General features: G+C 41.6%; 18 protein-coding genes (1 of these 18 running past the window's edge). 1 reads left to right on the forward strand and 17 read right to left on the reverse strand.

Annotation, left to right across the window (positions count from 1 at the left end; translation table 11 throughout):
* The 6 genes from H8S51_RS17920 to recR all read right to left on the reverse strand — a co-directional run.
* Positions 1 to 365 carry the 5' portion of a CvpA family protein gene (locus H8S51_RS17920; protein WP_117922469.1) on the reverse strand. The gene continues 343 nt to the left of window position 1, outside the view, so only the first 365 of its 708 coding nucleotides appear in the window; the start codon lies at positions 363 to 365; its stop codon lies off the left edge, out of view.
* A gap of 11 nt (positions 366 to 376) precedes the next feature.
* Positions 377 to 1,573: a DUF5711 family protein gene (locus tag H8S51_RS17925; RefSeq protein ID WP_186899808.1), complete on the reverse strand. Its 1,197-nt coding sequence runs from the start codon at positions 1,571 to 1,573 to the stop codon at positions 377 to 379.
* 85 nt (positions 1,574 to 1,658) lie between these two features.
* Complete coding sequence (locus H8S51_RS17930; protein WP_186899809.1) at positions 1,659 to 3,176, reverse strand: LysM peptidoglycan-binding domain-containing protein; 1,518 nt, start codon at positions 3,174 to 3,176, stop codon at positions 1,659 to 1,661.
* Between the two features lie 227 nt (positions 3,177 to 3,403).
* Entirely contained in the window at positions 3,404 to 4,345 is a 942-nt protein-coding gene (locus tag H8S51_RS17935; protein ID WP_117922472.1) for a transketolase family protein, read from the reverse strand.
* Positions 4,333 to 5,169 carry a transketolase gene (locus H8S51_RS17940; RefSeq protein ID WP_117922473.1) on the reverse strand — a complete coding sequence of 279 codons (837 nt, stop codon included), beginning with the start codon at positions 5,167 to 5,169 and terminating at the stop codon, positions 4,333 to 4,335. The genes H8S51_RS17935 and H8S51_RS17940 overlap by 13 nt, the downstream gene beginning before the upstream one ends.
* Positions 5,170 to 5,200: 31 nt before the next feature.
* On the reverse strand, positions 5,201 to 5,797 hold the full coding sequence (gene recR / locus H8S51_RS17945) for a recombination mediator RecR (RefSeq protein WP_117922474.1): 597 nt from the start codon (positions 5,795 to 5,797) through the stop codon (positions 5,201 to 5,203).
* A gap of 232 nt (positions 5,798 to 6,029) precedes the next feature.
* Here recR and H8S51_RS17950 point away from each other — a divergent pair, with 232 nt between their 5' ends.
* Positions 6,030 to 6,185, forward strand: coding sequence for a hypothetical protein (locus H8S51_RS17950; protein ID WP_186899810.1), 156 nt, complete (start codon positions 6,030 to 6,032; stop codon positions 6,183 to 6,185).
* 74 nt (positions 6,186 to 6,259) lie between these two features.
* Here the strand turns inward: H8S51_RS17950 and H8S51_RS17955 are convergent, their stop codons facing one another.
* From H8S51_RS17955 to H8S51_RS18005, 11 genes are all read right to left on the reverse strand, one after another.
* Positions 6,260 to 8,890 carry a heavy metal translocating P-type ATPase gene (locus tag H8S51_RS17955; RefSeq protein WP_117922475.1) on the reverse strand — a complete coding sequence of 877 codons (2,631 nt, stop codon included), beginning with the start codon at positions 8,888 to 8,890 and terminating at the stop codon, positions 6,260 to 6,262.
* 31 nt (positions 8,891 to 8,921) lie between these two features.
* Positions 8,922 to 9,236 (reverse strand): metal-sensing transcriptional repressor, encoded by a 315-nt coding sequence (locus H8S51_RS17960; RefSeq protein WP_117922489.1) that lies wholly within the window; start codon positions 9,234 to 9,236, stop codon positions 8,922 to 8,924.
* Positions 9,237 to 9,373: 137 nt separating this feature from the next.
* Positions 9,374 to 10,675 carry an MATE family efflux transporter gene (locus tag H8S51_RS17965; protein WP_186899811.1) on the reverse strand — a complete coding sequence of 434 codons (1,302 nt, stop codon included), beginning with the start codon at positions 10,673 to 10,675 and terminating at the stop codon, positions 9,374 to 9,376.
* 239 nt (positions 10,676 to 10,914) lie between these two features.
* Positions 10,915 to 11,340 (reverse strand): flavodoxin, encoded by a 426-nt coding sequence (locus H8S51_RS17970; protein WP_186899812.1) that lies wholly within the window; start codon positions 11,338 to 11,340, stop codon positions 10,915 to 10,917.
* A gap of 129 nt (positions 11,341 to 11,469) precedes the next feature.
* Entirely contained in the window at positions 11,470 to 12,075 is a 606-nt protein-coding gene (locus H8S51_RS17975) for a DUF3793 family protein (protein ID WP_117922478.1), read from the reverse strand.
* A 186-nt stretch (positions 12,076 to 12,261) separates the two neighbouring features.
* Positions 12,262 to 12,747 carry a hypothetical protein gene (locus tag H8S51_RS17980; RefSeq protein ID WP_207724043.1) on the reverse strand — a complete coding sequence of 162 codons (486 nt, stop codon included), beginning with the start codon at positions 12,745 to 12,747 and terminating at the stop codon, positions 12,262 to 12,264.
* The gene (locus tag H8S51_RS17985) at positions 12,747 to 13,364 is read right to left on the reverse strand and encodes an exonuclease/endonuclease/phosphatase family protein (RefSeq protein WP_241070806.1); all 618 of its coding nucleotides are present in this window, start codon (positions 13,362 to 13,364) and stop codon (positions 12,747 to 12,749) included. Before H8S51_RS17985 ends, H8S51_RS17980 begins: the two co-directional genes overlap by 1 nt.
* 118 nt (positions 13,365 to 13,482) lie before the next feature.
* The gene (locus H8S51_RS17990; protein WP_241070807.1) at positions 13,483 to 13,632 is read right to left on the reverse strand and encodes a hypothetical protein; all 150 of its coding nucleotides are present in this window, start codon (positions 13,630 to 13,632) and stop codon (positions 13,483 to 13,485) included.
* A gap of 55 nt (positions 13,633 to 13,687) precedes the next feature.
* On the reverse strand, positions 13,688 to 14,503 hold the full coding sequence (locus H8S51_RS17995) for a GTP pyrophosphokinase (RefSeq protein ID WP_241070808.1): 816 nt from the start codon (positions 14,501 to 14,503) through the stop codon (positions 13,688 to 13,690).
* Between the two features lie 189 nt (positions 14,504 to 14,692).
* Complete coding sequence (locus tag H8S51_RS18000; RefSeq protein WP_117922479.1) at positions 14,693 to 15,901, reverse strand: UTP--glucose-1-phosphate uridylyltransferase; 1,209 nt, start codon at positions 15,899 to 15,901, stop codon at positions 14,693 to 14,695.
* Between the two features lie 137 nt (positions 15,902 to 16,038).
* Positions 16,039 to 16,905 (reverse strand): YitT family protein, encoded by an 867-nt coding sequence (locus tag H8S51_RS18005; protein ID WP_117922480.1) that lies wholly within the window; start codon positions 16,903 to 16,905, stop codon positions 16,039 to 16,041.
* Between the last annotated feature and the right edge of the window lie 105 nt (positions 16,906 to 17,010).

Genomic DNA, 17,010 nt, shown 5'->3' on the forward strand with positions numbered 1-17,010 from the left:
CTTTGTGCCATAATCTCTCCTGCCACATTCCCTGTCTTATCAAAAATATCATTTACTACCGAGTCTGGCAGCATAATTCCAAACTGTGACAGTTCCTGATTATCCAGACTATTTTCACTCTGAACGGATTTCTGTTTTTCCTCTACTGATTTTTTTATCTGTTCACTGCACTGTTTCTCAATCTGTTCGTATAACGTTGTGTATTCCATCAGATATGTATTAATGTACGGAGTTGTAACAGTAACAAAAGTAAGTACTATGACCCACGATACCAGAGAATATACAATTCGCAAAAATCCTTTTCTGTAGCCTCTTATAATATTATACCCCAGTATCAGTAATACCAGTAACAAAACCCAGTTCATATGTATGCTCCTTATTTCAGTCTTATTTTTTCCGTTGTATCTTCCAGTATAAATGTATAATTCAGTGCACCACCCCCTGAAATGACCTTATAAAGTGTTTGTTCGAACTCATGGTGGAACTTATATATGCCATGTATGGTATATATATCACATGCATTTTCATTTATAATACAGATTTCATTATCTGCAAGAAATTCTACGCCGGTGTACTCCATTGTAAAATCTTTTTCCAGAACACTTTTTCCTTCCAGATCATAGACACTTATATGATGTGTCACTGCCTCATCATCATTGCCGGTCACACAGCCAATATAATTATCATTATAAAAAATGCTCTTCACTTCTTTTTCAAAAGGAATCGTACCGGACTGTTTTGGTTTCTGCGATCCTTCAAACAGGATAACCCCGGTATCTGAAAACGCAGCAAGTCTGTTATCTGCCAGATAGACAATTTCCGGTATCACTGTATCCGGAAATGTCTGTGCTCCAACCACATGATCGATCTCGCTTTCTCCCGCTGTTCCAAAATTGTAAAAGGCAATGGTGCTTTTTATACTTCCATCATTAATATCTAACATGGCAACGGCAAGCCTTAAAGCATCTGAAGATAATGCAATTGCGATCGGATAGCCTTTCTTGGCACCGTGAATCTCTCCTTCTGTCAGTTTCTCACCTGTCTTATCGTACATTGCAAGATAACCGGCGGCATCTTTTTTCATCAGCACTGCCACCGTTCCCTGCGCTGCCACACGTACCTGCTGGATTGGCATCGTCGTTTCAATTCCGCCTAAGATTCCCTCCTTTGTCATGATATAGATCATCGTTCCTTTTCTGTCATAGATAGTCAGGTAATCTTCACAAATATCAATCTGTGGATCCGCCATCTCATAAGTCTGATTCCAGATCAGTTCATTTGCTGTATCCGTATAAAATGCTCCGTCATTGCTGTATTTTAAAATATTCCCCCCAAAATCTGCAAACTTTGTTGCTTCCGTATCAGCCCTGTCAACAGATGATGTCACATCAAAGTTCTCATAATGGCGCAGTGCCATAAACACCCAGAGTCCTGCAGAAACTGCCAGCACAGTAATGATCAGAATAACCGTCCTTCTGACCACCTTTATGCGATGCTCACGCAGTTTGCGTTCATATTCTTCCATATCCGGTTCTTCTACCGTATGAAATCCCCTCTTGTTTTTTTCCGCCATACTAATCTCACTTTCCTCTTAATCTTTCGATATTATAGCATTATTCCCCGGATGTTTCATCTTATTTTTAGAGCTGGCAGCTTCATCAATTTGGAAGCTTCAGGTATTGCCCTGCATATATTGCATCAGGATCATCGATTCCGTTTGCCTGGCACACCTTGTCCATCATAGCTGTTGTCTTATATACTTTTCGGCAGATTGCCGCCAGATTATCCCCCTTTTGTACCACATAATATCCCTGTTTTAAATATGTCTGTGCCTCATCTGCCTGTGCTGCTGTTTCTTTAACGTCTTCCTTATTTTTATTCGTTTCATCCGGTGTGCCTGCCTGCGCTCCCGTTGTTTCTGGCATTTCTGTTTTAGCCTGCGCCTCTGTCGTTTCTGGCATTTCTGTTTTAGCCCGTGCCTCTGTCGTCTCTGACATTTCTGTTTTAGCCTGCGCCTCTGTCGTCTCTGACATTTCTGTTTTAGTCTGTACCTCTGCTGTTTCTGTGTCTGCCTTTTTCTCTGCACCTGCCTGTGTCTCTGCTGTTTCTGGCATTTTTGTTTCTGCCTGCATATCCGATGTTTCCGTCGTCGCAGACGCCTCCGTTTTTTCTACTTCTCCCGCAATATTTTCCACTACGATCCCGGTATCAGCTTTTTTTTCTGTTTCCTGCATCTCTGTCACAATATGCACCTGGTTCATCTGTGCCAGAGTATTTTCCATTTCATTCATTTTCTTATGATTCTGATAGGCGGTAAATCCAAGTGTAAGCACCACAACAGCCAGCACAAGCGAAGAATATACCGGAATCTTTGCTTCTTCTGTTTTTTCTGCTTCTTCAAGCTGTTTCCGATACCGTCCCTTACTTTTTAATTCCGTCTGTGGAACCGGTTCCGGTTCATCCTGCTGCATACTCTCCTCCAGATACAGTTCTTCTTCCAGAATATCATTCAGGTTCTCTTTTTCTTTCATTGCAGGTACAGGCTCGTCCTGCTTCGCAAACACGATTTCATCGGTCTTGGGCAAATTAACTTCTTCCTTTTTTTCCTCCTGAAGTTCCACCTTTTTTGATCTGGTCAGGGCATGCTTGTCATAATAAATGTAAAATCCTTCTCTCCGGTACAGATGTCCGTTCCGGATGCTAAAAAATGTTTCCTCCTTTTCCAGACTATCCATCAGAAATAATGTCTGATGGATGCCTCCAAAATGAGTCTGATGAAATTGTTCAATCTGTTTTGTCATATTCGGAAGGCACCCTCTGTGATCCAATGCCCATCCAACAATGACCATACTGTCATATTCATTCTTTAATCGTTTATATATATACGCCCATTCACGGTCGCTCCATCTTGGAATTTCACCATCAAATTCTAAATATTCCAGTTGTATTGCTGCCTCAACAAATGTGCACTGTCTTCCGCTGTAATTTTCAAATCTTCCAAGTAAAACATATACAAGTTTTTCACAGTCGCTTTCATATGGGTGCAGATACTTATATACCTCATCCTCTATGTATATTCTCTCCCCAACATCCGGTCTCCCAATCTGTCTGATATCTTTTGGCAGTTTTTTTTCTTTCGTATCATCCCAATTTTCTTCCCGGATAATCTCTATCATTCCAATCCTCCATTCCTGTGCGCAAAAATTTGTTTTCACGCGATCTTACAGCGCAAAGACGCCGGTGTTTACATTCAAAATCACTTTTTATTTTGCAATCGTATCACAGCATGTCCGATTTTTTTGTGGTTTTATGGGCAGTTTTCCAAAAACTTTTCGACAGAAAAAGACGCAAAAAAACTGCTGCATACGTTTTACCGTAATAACAGCAGTCTTTTTATGTCTGATTATTTTACAAATGCTTTTACTTTTTTGTAGATGCCTTCTGCATCGAGCTCATATTTATGAAGCAGTTCTAATGCCGGTCCGGATTCACCGAATACGTCATTAACGCCGATCTTTAATACTTTAGTAGGAGCCTCCTCGCAAAGCACATCACATACTGCACTTCCAAGTCCTCCGATCACGGAATGTTCCTCAACTGTAACAACTTTTCCGGTCTTTAATGCTGATTTTACAACCAGTTCACGGTCGATCGGTTTGATAGTATGGATATTGATGATCTCTGCATCAATGCCATCTTTTGCAAGCAGCTTTTCTGCCTCTACCGTCTCATTTACACAAAGTCCGGTTGCAAAAATTGTCACATCTTTTCCTTCTTTTAAAACAATTCCTTTGCCGATCTCAAATTTGTAAGTTGCCTCATCATTGAATACCGGAACTGCAAGACGTCCAAAACGAAGGTAAACCGGTCCTACATGATCGTATGCAGCGTGTACTGCTGCTCTTGCCTCAACATCATCTGCCGGATTGATCACTACCATGCCTGGTATCGTACGCATTAAAGCGATATCTTCTAAGCACTGATGAGTCGCACCATCTTCACCAACAGAGATACCTGCGTGTGTTGCGCCGATCTTGACATTCAGATGCGGATATCCGATGGAGTTGCGCACCTGCTCAAAGTTTCTGCCTGCTGCAAACATTGCAAAAGAGCTGATAAACGGTACTTTTCCACAAGTTGCAAGTCCTGCTGCGATACCTGTCATGTTTGCTTCTGCGATACCAACATCCCAATGGCGTTCCGGAAATGCTTTCTTAAAAATTCCGGTCTTGGTCGCACCTGCAAGGTCTGCATCTAATACGATCAGATCTTCATGCTCTTTTCCCACTTCTACCAGAGCATTTCCATAACTTTCCCTTGTTGCGATTTTCTTTATTTCTGACATAATGCTTCCCCCACTTTCTCCAGGTCTTTCATTGCGATCTCATACTGCTCGTCGTTCGGAGCTTTTCCATGCCAGTCTACGGCATTCTCCATAAAGGATACACCTTTTCCTTTTAATGTCTTTGCAATGATCGCAGTCGGCATTCCTTTTGTTTCGCGTGCCTCTTTGAATGCTGCACGGATCTCATCAAAATCATTTCCATTGATGTTGATCGTATGGAAATTGAATGCCTCAAACTTTTTGTCGATCGGATAAGGAGAACATACTTCATCAATAGTTCCGTCAATCTGAAGATTATTATTATCAACGATCACGACCAGATTATCCAGCTTGCGGAATCCTGCCCACATAGCAGCTTCCCAGATCTGTCCTTCCTGAATCTCGCCGTCTCCGCAAAGTGCATAAACACGGTAATCTTTTTTGTCAAACTTTCCTGCTGCTGCCATTCCTGCCGCCGCGGAGAGTCCCTGTCCCAAAGAACCGGATGACATATCAATACCAGGAATATGCTTCATATCCGGATGTCCCTGCAGATAAGATCCTGTATGACGCAGTGTAACAAGATCCTCCTTCGGGAAAAATCCACGTTCTGCCAGAACTGCATAAAGTCCCGGAGCCGTATGACCTTTAGAAAGTACAAAACGGTCGCGGTCTGCCATCTTAGGATTTTTCGGGTCAATATTTAACTCCTCAAAGTACAGATAAGTAAAAATATCTGCTGCGGAGAGTGATCCGCCCGGATGTCCGGCTTTTGCGCTGTGTACTGCAGTTACAATACTTTTGCGGACTTCGTTCGCTGTTTTTTCGAGTTCCAGATTTGTCATAGTCTAGTCATGTTCCTTTCTGTTTCTTTTATTAAATCTCCGTTCTGCCTTCTAAGGCACGGAGCAGTGTTACCTCATCAATATACTCTAAATCTCCGCCGACCGGAACACCGCTTGCGATCCTTGTCACTTTAATCCCGGTAGGTTTGATCAGTTTGCTGATATACATTGCAGTCGTTTCCCCCTCAAGACTTGAGTTCGTCGCAATAATGACCTCGTCAACATCCTTTTGCAGACGCTGCATCAGCTCTTTTAACTTAATATCTGCGGGTCCAATTCCAAGCATCGGTGAAATTGCACCATGAAGAACATGATAAACACCATCGTATTTACCTGTTTTTTCATACGCTGCAAGGTCTCTGGTATCCTCCACAACCATGATCGTCTTATGATTACGCCCGGCATCTTTACAGATCGGACATAATTCATCATCCGTCAGTGTAAAACATTCCTTGCAGTAACGGACGTTTTTTCTGGCATCCACGATCGCAGCCGAAAGTTCTTCGACCTGCTCTACCGGCATATTTAAAATATGAAATGCCAGACGCTGTGCAGATTTTGCACCGATTCCCGGAAGGGACGATAATTCCTGTATTAACTTGCTGATCTGACTGCTGTAGTAATCCATGGTGTTTCCATTCTTTCATTTATAATATATAAATTACTTCTTATACAATGACATCTGATCTTCTTTGTCATATGCCTCCTTTATATTAAAGGATAACGGCAATTTTTACAAGAAGTGTTTTTCACTGCATATTTTTCTGATTTTTTGTACATGATAAACTGGTAACCACATAAAAACAACAGACAGCATATTTCGCAGGCAAATCTGTTAACAGTAATAAAAGGAGAACTCTATGGCATCTTATGTATCACCCATGATCAAAGACAAATTTGAAACACTTTCAACAGATCTGAAGAACCTGATCTTAGAGCGTAATGTACAGCTTAATAACATGCAGGATCTTATCCGCGTATTAGAGCAGATCGTAGAAGAAGGAGAAGCCGGTTGATCACGGTTTCCCCTTCTTTTCATTCTTTTCATTTTTAATCAGCAAAATATAACTGCTGCACCCGCAACTATTCCTTACTGAATATCGGTTACTTCATAGCCGGCATCTACAACGGCATTTTTTAATGTATCTGCATTGACTGATTCATCTGCGGTAACAACTGCATTTTTGTCCTCTAAACTTACCACTACCTCAGACACACCCTGTACTCCTTTTAAAGCCTTCTCGACAGTTGCCTGGCAGTGTCCGCACATCATTCCTTCAATACTTAATGTTGTTTTCATTGTTTTTTCCTCGCTTTCTGTTACATCACTCTTTATTTCAGAAGTGACCGTTCTGTTTTCACAGACCGCACTCTCCTGTTCCATATTATCTGTTCCATTTTCGGATGAAGATTTTTTTCCAAGTTTTACCCATCTTAAACGCAGCGCGTTACTTACCACACAGACACTGCTTAAACTCATGGCTGCCGCACCAAACATCGGGTTTAATTTTAATCCCCAGATCGGATATAAAAGTCCTGCGGCAAGCGGTATACCAATGCTGTTATAGAAAAATGCCCAGAACAGGTTTTCCTTGATATTGTGGATAACCGCCTTGCTTAAACGGATTGCTCCGACTGCATCAAGCAGGTCATTTTTCATCAGCACAATATCCGCACTCTCAATTGCGACATCCGTACCTGCACCGATGGCAATTCCAACGTCTGCGGATGCAAGTGCCGGAGCATCATTGATACCGTCTCCGATCATTGCAACTTTGTGTCCGCTGTTCTTTAAGGCAGATATCTTTTCTTCCTTCTGCGTCGGAAGCACCCCGGCAATGACTTCATCGATACCCACCTGATCTTTGATCGCCTGTGCCGTCACTTCATTATCACCGGTAAGCATAATGACATGGATTCCGTATTCTTTAAATTGTCTGACTGCCTCACGGCTGGTCGGTTTTACCACATCTGCAACGGCGATCATTCCTATGATCTGTGTCTCATCTGCAAACAGTAAAGGAGTTTTCCCCTGTTTTGCAAACTGTTCTATCTCTTTTTTTATTTCTGAAGATATAGCAATGTGTGCCTCATCCATCAGTTTTTCATTTCCGGCATAGTAAAGTTTTCCAGAAGATAACCTGCCTTTAATTCCTTTTCCAAACAGCGCCTCAAAATCGTTTACTTTTTCCGGAATGATATTCTTTTTCTCACAATCTGAAACGATTGCTTCTGCCAATGGGTGCTCACTGCCCTTTTCCAGGCTGCCGGCAGCTTTTAACAGGTCATTTTCTGAAATTCCCGCATATGTCCGTATATCCGTCACAACCGGTTTTCCAGAAGTGATCGTTCCTGTCTTGTCCATCACAACAGTATCAACAATATGCGCTGTCTCTAATGCTTCTCCCGACTTGATCAGAATACCGTTTTCTGCACCTTTTCCGGTTCCAACCATAATCGCCACCGGCGTTGCCAGTCCAAGCGCACACGGACAGGAAATAACAAGAACTGCGATTCCACAGGACATTGCAAACTCGAAATCTGCTCCGCTTGCCAGCCAGACAATGAATGTGACGATTGCGATCCCGATCACTGTCGGGACAAAAACACCTGCGATCTTATCGGCGAGACGTGCGATCGGTGCCTTACTTGAAGATGCTTCCTCCACAAGACTTATGATCTGTGCGATCGTTGTATCTTTGCCGACACGTGTTGCCCGCGCATGGATCAGTCCGGCTTTATTGATAGATGCTGATATGACCTTGTCCCCTTCCTGTTTTAACACAGGAATACTCTCTCCGGTGATCGCTGATTCATCAAAGGAAGATTTCCCTTCTACGATCACACCATCCACTGCAACCGATTCTCCGGGTTTGATCACAAAAATATCACCCTGTACCACGTCAGCAGCATCGATGACCTGCTCTTTTCCATCGCGCACTACCGTCACTGTCTTTGGTGCTAAGTTCATCAGTTTTGTGATTGCCTCGCTCGTCTTTCCTTTTGACTTTGTCTCAAGGTACTTTCCAACTGTGATCAGTGTAAGAATTGTTCCGGCCGATTCAAAATAAAGATCATGACTATACTGGTGTACAAGCTCCATGTTTCCGGTAGAAAATCCCCAGCCGATCCGGTAAATTGCAAAAATACCGTATACCGTCGCCGCTGTTGCTCCCATCGCGATCAGGCTGTCCATATTCGGGCTCCTGCGTGCTAATGTTGCAAATCCGTTCCGGAAGTATTTCTGATTTGCAAACAGGATCGGAAGTAACAGTAAAAACTGCGTAAATGCGTAAATAACCGCATTTTCACTTCCATGAAAAAACTTCATGGTAACCGGCGGCATAGGAACACCAAGCGCATTGTAGATCATATGCCCCATTGATACATACATTAACGGTATCAGAAATATCACAGATACGATCAGTCTGATCTTCATATTTTTGATATTTTTCTGCTGGATGGAAACCGCATCCTCCGTCTCTCCTGTCTTTGCTGCCGCCTTTGCTTCATTTTTTACCGAGGCACCATATCCGGCATGCTCTACCGCTTCTATAATGTTTTCTGTGCCCAGTTTTGTCTCATCATACTCGACCTGCATACTGTTCGTCAGCAGATTCACGCTGACTGCATGTACGCCCTCTAATTTGGAAACACTTTTTTCCACATGGGAGGAACATGCCGAACAGCTCATGCCTGTTACGTCAAACTTTTCCTTCATGTCAATCTCCTATTGTATAAAATGCAAACCGTTATTTCATCAGCTTCTTTAACAGTTCACAGAGTTCGTCGACAGCCTGCTCATTACCCTCTTTGATATCTTCGGAAACACAGGTCTTGATATGGCGTGCTAAAAGTTCTTTGTTAAATCCGTTTAATGCCGCCTGAATAGAAGATACCTGTGTGACGATATCTACACAATATCTGTCATCCTCCACCATGGCACGCACCCCCCGCACCTGTCCTTCTATCCGGGAAAGTCTCGTTAACAGCGCTTTCTTTTCTGCACTCTCACGCTGCTTATGCTTCACATTATCTCCATTCGCACTGCACTTTTCACATGCCATCTGTCTACCTCCGGTCTGTATAGTCTGTGCTGTTTTTGATTTTTTATCACGGTTTTTCATCGGTATATACCATATACCCCTATTGGGTATCTTGAATTTACATCATGATATACACTTTGTCAAGAGATTTTCAGTTATCAGGAATTTTTATCAACAAACCGGATCATCCATAAGCCTTTTATCGTAATCAGCATTGTCACAAATTCTGCTGCCGGAAATGCCAGCCAGACTCCATTTAACCCAAACAATGTTGACAGTAAAAATGCAAAGAAAATAATTACAACAAATCCACGGGAAATTGACGCAGCAAATGCATATCCCGTAGATTCAACCGCACTTAATATGGATGTTCCTACAATATTGATCCCGGCAAATAAAAAACCTATAAAGTAAAGCCGCAGTCCGTTTTCCGCATAATCTGCAAGCATCTGATTATGTTCTCCATTAAATACAGCCGTCACCACTGGTGCGAACAGATAAATAAAAATAAGCAAAAGGACAGAAACCCCTATCGCAGTCGTAACTGCCATTTTCAAATACGTTTTCACATCTTTATGAATATCCTTACCATATGCCTCGCTGATCAGCGGTTGGGAGCCCTGCGCCACCCCATTAAATAAAGCGACTGCAACAAGTGACGCATTTGCGACCACTCCATAAGCAGCCACTCCGGTATTTCCGGCAAGTCCAAGGATGATCATGTTAAAAACAATTGTGATCACTCCGGATGAAATTTCACCTACAAAGGATGAGACACCATACTTACAGCAAAAAAATATTTTTCGCACAGACGGCAGCACGGGTTTTAATTTTATAGTACATTTTTCCGACCGGAAATGAATACAGCAGATCAGAATACCCACAACCGGGGAAAGTGCTGTCGCAAGCGCAGCTCCCTCCATGGAAAGTCCCAGCGGAAACATCAGTACATAGTCAAATACGATGTTAAACAGACTGCTGAATAAAGTCGCTGCCATTGCAATCGACGGATTTCCATCGTTACGCACAAATGCATTGCAGATATAATTCCACATAAAAAGCGGCGCAAAACTCATAAAAATGCGCGTATAATTTTTTCCGACCGCAACGATCTTTGCATCTCCGCCAAGCAGGGCAATCAGTTTATCCGGCAGGAATATGCCGACAAACATAAACAGCAGGCTAACGATAAATGCCCACAACAGTGCATGAAAAAAATATCCGTCTGCATCCGGATTTTTCTGGTTCCGTTCGATCACCAACCGGATTGCGGAACCGACTCCCATCATTGCGCCGATGGCAAAAATTAAATTATACACCGGCAATACCAGATTGAGTGCCGTGATACCATCTGTCCCCACCGCAACAGAAATAAAGTAGGTATCTGCCAGAATATAAACCGACATACCTACCATGCCAAGCATGTTCTGAGAAACATATTTTGCAAATTTTTTTAACATCTTAATCCCCATTCCTGTGCTTATCTTTGCTCATTCCAGTTTTTTAACAAACTTGTGTTTGAAAAATATTATTGTTTATCAACTACTGGATTATATCATTTTTCCATAAAATATCATAGGGCAAATAATAGAATGTCCATAACGTAATATTCTATTATTATGAATTACACGCAAACAGGCAGGTCTTTTATGACCTGCCTGACTCAATCTTTTTATTCATTTAAATCTTACTGTTTTTTTTATACGAGTGCTTTACCAAGACTTCTGCAAGCCTCTAATGCATCATCATCCGGTGCTTCATGTGCAATCACACCTTCACCGTTTACAACAACTGCTCCGGCTGCATTCATGCGTTCTTCCCAGTCACGCATCCACTGTCCATCGCCCCATCCATAAGAGCCAAATAACGCGATTTTTTTGCCTGCTGCAAAGCCTTCTACCTCTTCTACAAACGGCTCCATCTCGCTCTCCTCTAATACCTCAGCTCCCATTGCCGGGCAGCCTAATGCAAATGAGGATGCAGCTTTTAATTCATCTACGGATACTGCAGATACCGGAACAACATCTGCTTCTCCTCCTGCTGCTTTGATTCCCTCTCCGACTGCATTTGCCATTGCCTCAGTATTTCCCGTCTGGGACCAGTATGCCACGATAATCTTACTCATATTTCCTCCATTCCTGTGCTTATTTTTACACATTCATTTTATACAAGCGGATCGCCGATTCAGTTCCAACGCCTTTGCCAGAGCTGACCGGATGGTATCCGTTTTTTACACATCTGACTTTTAATCCATTTATGCTGATTCCAGCATTTTGCCATAAAGCAAAAGTTCATGGATTTCCATTCCGGATGATATCAGACGGATTGCATCTTCTTTTGCCTGATTGTAGCGGTCAAATGTTATTCTTGCCGCATTCACATCTCCGTATACTTTCCAGTAGCCGCAATACAGGTAATTGCGTCCTTCGTTTCGGATAAACCCCAATACATCTTCTACAGGATAACCCAAGAGCAGTCCAAGCTCATGTGGAAAAGACAGATGATCCTTCATATATTTTTGATAGCGGGCACACAGTTTTTCAAAAATGTCGATAAGGCGTAATGTCTGATACCCAAACAATCTCATCGTTTCCTTCACATCTTCTTCGTTCAGATAAGCGAGTAGTTGTTTTTCACGAAAAAGCAGGAATATCGTACGATGTTTTGTCTGGTAGAGTGTATGTACAGTAATTTCTGTATTACGGAACAAATCTCTCACATCTTCTTCGTTGCTTTTTGTCACCGTAAGAAGATTTGACAGTTTGATTCCCGTAAGAAGCGGGGCACATTGCAGTGCCAGTTGAGTCTTTAATTCTTTTTTATCCATCTTCTCCAGAATCTCTAACACTTCCCTGCTCATGGTCATCTCCCATAGATCGATGAATTTATGATCCATCGTCATAACATGTATAGTTAGTTTTTCCTAACTCCTGTTTAAAAAAGAAAGAGTTGCGAGAACTCATTTCCTTTTCTGATAGTTAGATTACACTAACTTTTGTTATTTGTCAATAACTTTTTTTATTTTTTTAGAGAGCGTTATTTCGGATCATTCTATATTGATCAGATTTGATACAACTGCACTGATCCGTTTTGAACCTAGTACTTCCCCTATCAACTCTGTAAGTTCTTCCTCTGAAGAAATCAAGAACTCACTTTCCTCCATTCCAAGCTCATCCGCTATTGACTTTTCCAGCGATACTTCTACTGGATAAATAGCAGCAACTCTATATGCAAGAAACATAATCCTGTATTTATATTTTGGTACTGCTTTTGCTGTTATATAAAATTCATAAATAAATTTGCTCTGTTGATCACCCAAAACATTTTGCACGTCAAAACTCATATTTTGTATAAATGCGTGCTCTGCTAGTTCATCTAATTTATAACGACTCTTGTAATCACCGTCATAAGGTGCGATCCTTGCAATCACTGTTCCATTTGTCATTTCAGACAAATATTCACATTGCTCACTTATAATATCGTGCGGTGTACGAATCTTCTCTTCTGTTTGTACTCTCCATAAATTCTGCATTATGCATCCTCCTTAATGCCAAATACGATCGGCAGATGATCACTATATTCTTTCCTGTTCGGTATCCCTTTACTATCTGCTAAAGCGCCCCTGCTGGTTTCTGTCACAATCTTTAGATTGTCTTTATCAAAATATTTTACCATATCAGCACTGACAATAACCTGATCAAAAATATGTTTATAAAAATTGACTGCACCTCCCGAATCATAACAGCATGTACTGTGTGGCGTCTTTAAATCACCAAAAAAATTCCACATCGGGTTATAAAACATCTGATAATTTTTTCCAAAAACTTTTCTCTGCCGCTTATTTTCAACAATATCAGCATATGGCAAAGCATGAAAATAATTCGCTTTTAACATTACCTCTTCAAACGGATCAGCATTAAAATCCCCTGCTATGATAACCTTTTTATGTCCCGCTTCACTTTGTGCCTCACACAATGCATCCATAAACTGTTCTGCCACAATTTCCCTGTCTCTGTTTTCAGCATATCGCTTACTTGGAAAATGTAACCCCGCAATTAAAAAGTCTGTTAATGCATTGTTTATGGAACATATAAAATAATATTTTGAATCCCTGATCAACTCTACATTAAACTTCATACTTACAAGCATTTTTGCCCTGCTGTCTTCTGGAACAGGTGCAGTTTTAAAATCCTTTCCATTCACTGAAAGCATATCGCACATAAGCTTCATATCAAAAGTATATTCAGCCAAAATCACAATGTCTATGTTATTTTCTAATATCAATTCTATTATTTTTTGCCTGACATTTTCTCCCCGTATACTGTTCCTGTCTTCCTCTGATCGTATTCCCGCATTCCAATACAAAATATTTATCATCCACAGCTCCATTATTTTTTATCACAAAGATTTTGGTCATAAAAATCTCCATTCTTGCGTGTGAAAAATGTATTTTTCACACTATAAACCCCGTCTTACTCCTCCAACGCCGCATTCATGACTTCCATCTTCTCCTCCGCCTCATAGATCAGGCGGCTGCATTCTTTTAACTCATCCGAAAAATCCATCGTGACATCCTGATAAAGCGATTTGTACTTGATGTCATGCTCCAAGCTCGCCCAGAGATCCATGGCAAGCGTACGGATCTGCAGTTCGACCGGCACCATCTGCTTTTTGTTCATAAAGTAGACCGGCACGCGGATAATGATGTGCAGGCTTCTATAACCATTGCCCTTCGGCTGTTCAATATAATCCTTAACTTCCATGATATGTATGTCGTCCTGTGCCATCAGACGATCCCGGATCAGATAGACATCCTTGATATAGGAACAGACCACACGCACTCCGGCGATATCATAAATATTATTGCAGGCTGCACTAAGCGTCAGATCAAGATCTTTCTTCTGGAGTTTTCCCAAAATGCTTTTCGCTGATTTTAACCTGGTATCAATATGATGGATCGGGCAGCGCAGTTTGCGGTATTTAAACTCGTCCTCTATGATCTCAAGGCGTGCGGTCGTCGCACACATCGCTGCGTTGTACATGCGCAGGATCGGATCAATCGTCTGGGAAAACTGCTCTTTCATGTCTGCAATATGCTCCATATCATCATCCACCATACCACGCACCAGCATCAGGCTGTTTTCCTGCGCTGCATCCATCATCCTGTCTTCCTCTGTGTCTTCCACCTTCACAGAAGCCGAATACTGTTCCTGCTCCACGTTATCCTCCTGTACAACTGTCTGTTTTTGCCTCATATTATCATTTATAATTGCCTGTTTCTGTATCATAATAAAAAACCCCGTTTCTAAATTGTTTTCACCTTCATTGCCACACATTCTTTTCACACAACAAATCTTAGGTGTAACTATCCCATACTATGAATATCAGTATAACAGATACCGCCCAAAACGGCATAAAGTCTGTATGAAATATTTATAAACAATTTAAAAACAGGGGTTTATTTTCCAGCTATTTTCCTATAATTCGATACCGCAGCCTTTCATCAGCTCTCTTGCGGAATCTAAGGAATCCACACCATGAAGGTTTTTGATCGGTGCAAACTCTTTTTCACGCACTACCTCATAAGGGATACAATCATCCATCATGTGTACCATATCAAGTACTAATGTCTCAAATTTGTAACCGTTTGGCTGCTCCGGTTTCACAAATGTACCGTCCACATCCATGTATGGGATTTTTTTCTCTACCACATGAATCGGCATTCTTGCATCTGCGATCTGCTCCAGTTTCTTTTCGGAAAACAGATAATTTAAGATAACACCAAAACCATATTTTAAATCACCGTTTTCCTTGCGTGCTGTTGCCATCTCTTCTGTCATCTCATAGTATTCTGCGATAGAAGGTTTGCCATCTTCAGTGCAAAGTACGCCGACACGTTCATCCGGTGCTGCTTTTCGTACCACTTTTGCTCCGCTTTCACAGCCATAAGCGATCGTGGCACCAACAAACTTCGGATCTGCGATGCGCTGTAAGCAGTTATCTACTGCAAATACATTGATCCACTCGATACCTCTTGTTTTAATATCAGCGAGCAGTCCCGCATTTACCATGGATGAGAACCAGCCTCCATTGCCATTTGGTGACATAGCAACTTCGGTCTGGGATTCCATATAAATTCTTCCCTCATAATCACATGCCGGCACCATTTCCTGTACAAAAAACTTCACATAGTCTTTCGGATAACCGAAATAATCATGTTCCTTGAAAAATGCAGTTGTATCTGCATGATTGATGTTACTTGTCATAATATAAAGAGGAACATATACTCCCGCCTCATCCGTAACGTCCATCAGATTGCGCAGTAACTGCTCAAACAAATATAATTCACGGTCAATTCCAATATTTAACGTACCCTTCGGTCTGTCAAGTCCGAGACGGGTTCCCTGTCCACCTGCTAAAAGTACGGCTCCGACTTTTCCCTCACGGATCGCCTTTAAGCCGGTTTCTTTAAATTCTTCTCCCCTTGCCTCGATCTCGCCAACTTCCACGGCATCTAACGGCGCAAATACCCCCCGCTCATTGACCGTTTCTTTTCTTTCAATATGCTCTAACACAGAAAAATCGATTTTCTCTAAACGCTTTGTCAGCTCCCCATTCTGCTCCGTGGTATTTTTCTCCATCATCGCTTTGATGTATTTCTGGTTATCATCTTCCCAAATTTTCATTCTCTTCTCCATTCTGTATTTTAAAATAATTGCAATACCGATTTGTATACATACGATTTCAGCCACTTACATTTCCTGATTGTATACAATCTGCTCTCCCTATTATATAATAGACAGTTCTTTCATGCAACCAAACCTTAGTTGAAACCACGGAATCCCTTTCCGATGATCTCGCTGCTGTTTGTGATCGCAATGAATGCAGACGGCTGATTCAACCGGATAAAATTACGGAGTTCCACCGCCTGGCTTCGCTTCATGACTGTCAGTATGACTGTTTTCTGATTGTGCTGGTAGGCACCTTCTGCCTGATAAACCGTTGCACTGCGGTTCAGTTTCTTCGTGATAAAATCACAGATCGGCTCCGGATCATTGCAGACGATCGTAAAATATTTACACAGGTTAATACTCTCGATCACATTATCGACTACCAGTGATTTTGCCAGAAGTCCGCACAGGGAACAGAGACCTGTCTGTGCATCAAACACGAGGCATGATGCAATGACGATTCCAAGATCAACCAAAAACAATGCCGCACCTATATTTAACTTTGTGTATTTCTTTAAGATCATCGCCACGATATCTGTTCCACCGCCGGATGCTCCGATATTAAACAGGATTGCTGACGAAAATGCCGGTAATACGATCGCATAGATAAGCTCTAATACAGGCTGTCCGGTCAATGGTCCATCCATTGGAAATACTCTTTCAGCAAAACTTAATCCCACAGATGTCAGTACGCTTACATAAACGGTTTTAACTCCAAATCCTTTTCCAAGGAAGATAAATCCAAGTACCAGTAACAGCATATTGATGATAAAAGTAAGATTTCCCGGTGATGTTGGGAGTATGGCACCTAATACGACCGCCATACCTGTTACTCCTCCAAAAGAAAAATTATTTGGAAATTTAAACACATATACTCCTACAACAAGAATCAGTGTTGCAACGGTCAGTACCATATACTCTTCCACTGTACGTTTGATCTTTCCAAGATTCTTCTGCATTTCTTTTGTCCTCGCTCTTTATACACTTCTATTGAATGAAACATTCCATAGATTATTCCAGTTCAATGCAGAAGAAGTATACTACATCTTTTTCCGATAATAAAG

The organism is Roseburia rectibacter (genome assembly GCF_014287515.2).
Lineage (GTDB): Bacteria > Bacillota > Clostridia > Lachnospirales > Lachnospiraceae > Roseburia > Roseburia rectibacter.

What these genes read in the sequence shown, in the direction of transcription:
- H8S51_RS17925 (WP_186899808.1), bottom strand. Translation starts at nt 1,573, where the DNA reads ATGGCGGAAAAAAACAAGAGGGGATTTCATACGGTAGAAGAACCGGAT.
- H8S51_RS17970 (WP_186899812.1), bottom strand. Translation starts at nt 11,340, where the DNA reads ATGAGTAAGATTATCGTGGCATACTGGTCCCAGACGGGAAATACTGAG.
- H8S51_RS18005 (WP_117922480.1), bottom strand. Translation starts at nt 16,905, where the DNA reads ATGCAGAAGAATCTTGGAAAGATCAAACGTACAGTGGAAGAGTATATG.
- H8S51_RS17990 (WP_241070807.1), bottom strand. Translation starts at nt 13,632, where the DNA reads ATGACCAAAATCTTTGTGATAAAAAATAATGGAGCTGTGGATGATAAA.
- H8S51_RS17930 (WP_186899809.1), bottom strand. Translation starts at nt 3,176, where the DNA reads ATGATAGAGATTATCCGGGAAGAAAATTGGGATGATACGAAAGAAAAA.
- H8S51_RS17975 (WP_117922478.1), bottom strand. Translation starts at nt 12,075, where the DNA reads ATGAGCAGGGAAGTGTTAGAGATTCTGGAGAAGATGGATAAAAAAGAA.
- H8S51_RS17940 (WP_117922473.1), bottom strand. Translation starts at nt 5,169, where the DNA reads ATGACAAATCTGGAACTCGAAAAAACAGCGAACGAAGTCCGCAAAAGT.
- H8S51_RS17965 (WP_186899811.1), bottom strand. Translation starts at nt 10,675, where the DNA reads ATGTTAAAAAAATTTGCAAAATATGTTTCTCAGAACATGCTTGGCATG.
- H8S51_RS17935 (WP_117922472.1), bottom strand. Translation starts at nt 4,345, where the DNA reads ATGTCAGAAATAAAGAAAATCGCAACAAGGGAAAGTTATGGAAATGCT.
- recR (WP_117922474.1), bottom strand. Translation starts at nt 5,797, where the DNA reads ATGGATTACTACAGCAGTCAGATCAGCAAGTTAATACAGGAATTATCG.
- H8S51_RS17985 (WP_241070806.1), bottom strand. Translation starts at nt 13,364, where the DNA reads ATGCTTGTAAGTATGAAGTTTAATGTAGAGTTGATCAGGGATTCAAAA.
- H8S51_RS17995 (WP_241070808.1), bottom strand. Translation starts at nt 14,503, where the DNA reads ATGATACAGAAACAGGCAATTATAAATGATAATATGAGGCAAAAACAG.
- H8S51_RS17960 (WP_117922489.1), bottom strand. Translation starts at nt 9,236, where the DNA reads ATGGCATGTGAAAAGTGCAGTGCGAATGGAGATAATGTGAAGCATAAG.
- H8S51_RS17950 (WP_186899810.1), top strand. Translation starts at nt 6,030, where the DNA reads ATGGCATCTTATGTATCACCCATGATCAAAGACAAATTTGAAACACTT.
- H8S51_RS17955 (WP_117922475.1), bottom strand. Translation starts at nt 8,890, where the DNA reads ATGAAGGAAAAGTTTGACGTAACAGGCATGAGCTGTTCGGCATGTTCC.
- H8S51_RS17980 (WP_207724043.1), bottom strand. Translation starts at nt 12,747, where the DNA reads ATGCAGAATTTATGGAGAGTACAAACAGAAGAGAAGATTCGTACACCG.
- H8S51_RS18000 (WP_117922479.1), bottom strand. Translation starts at nt 15,901, where the DNA reads ATGAAAATTTGGGAAGATGATAACCAGAAATACATCAAAGCGATGATG.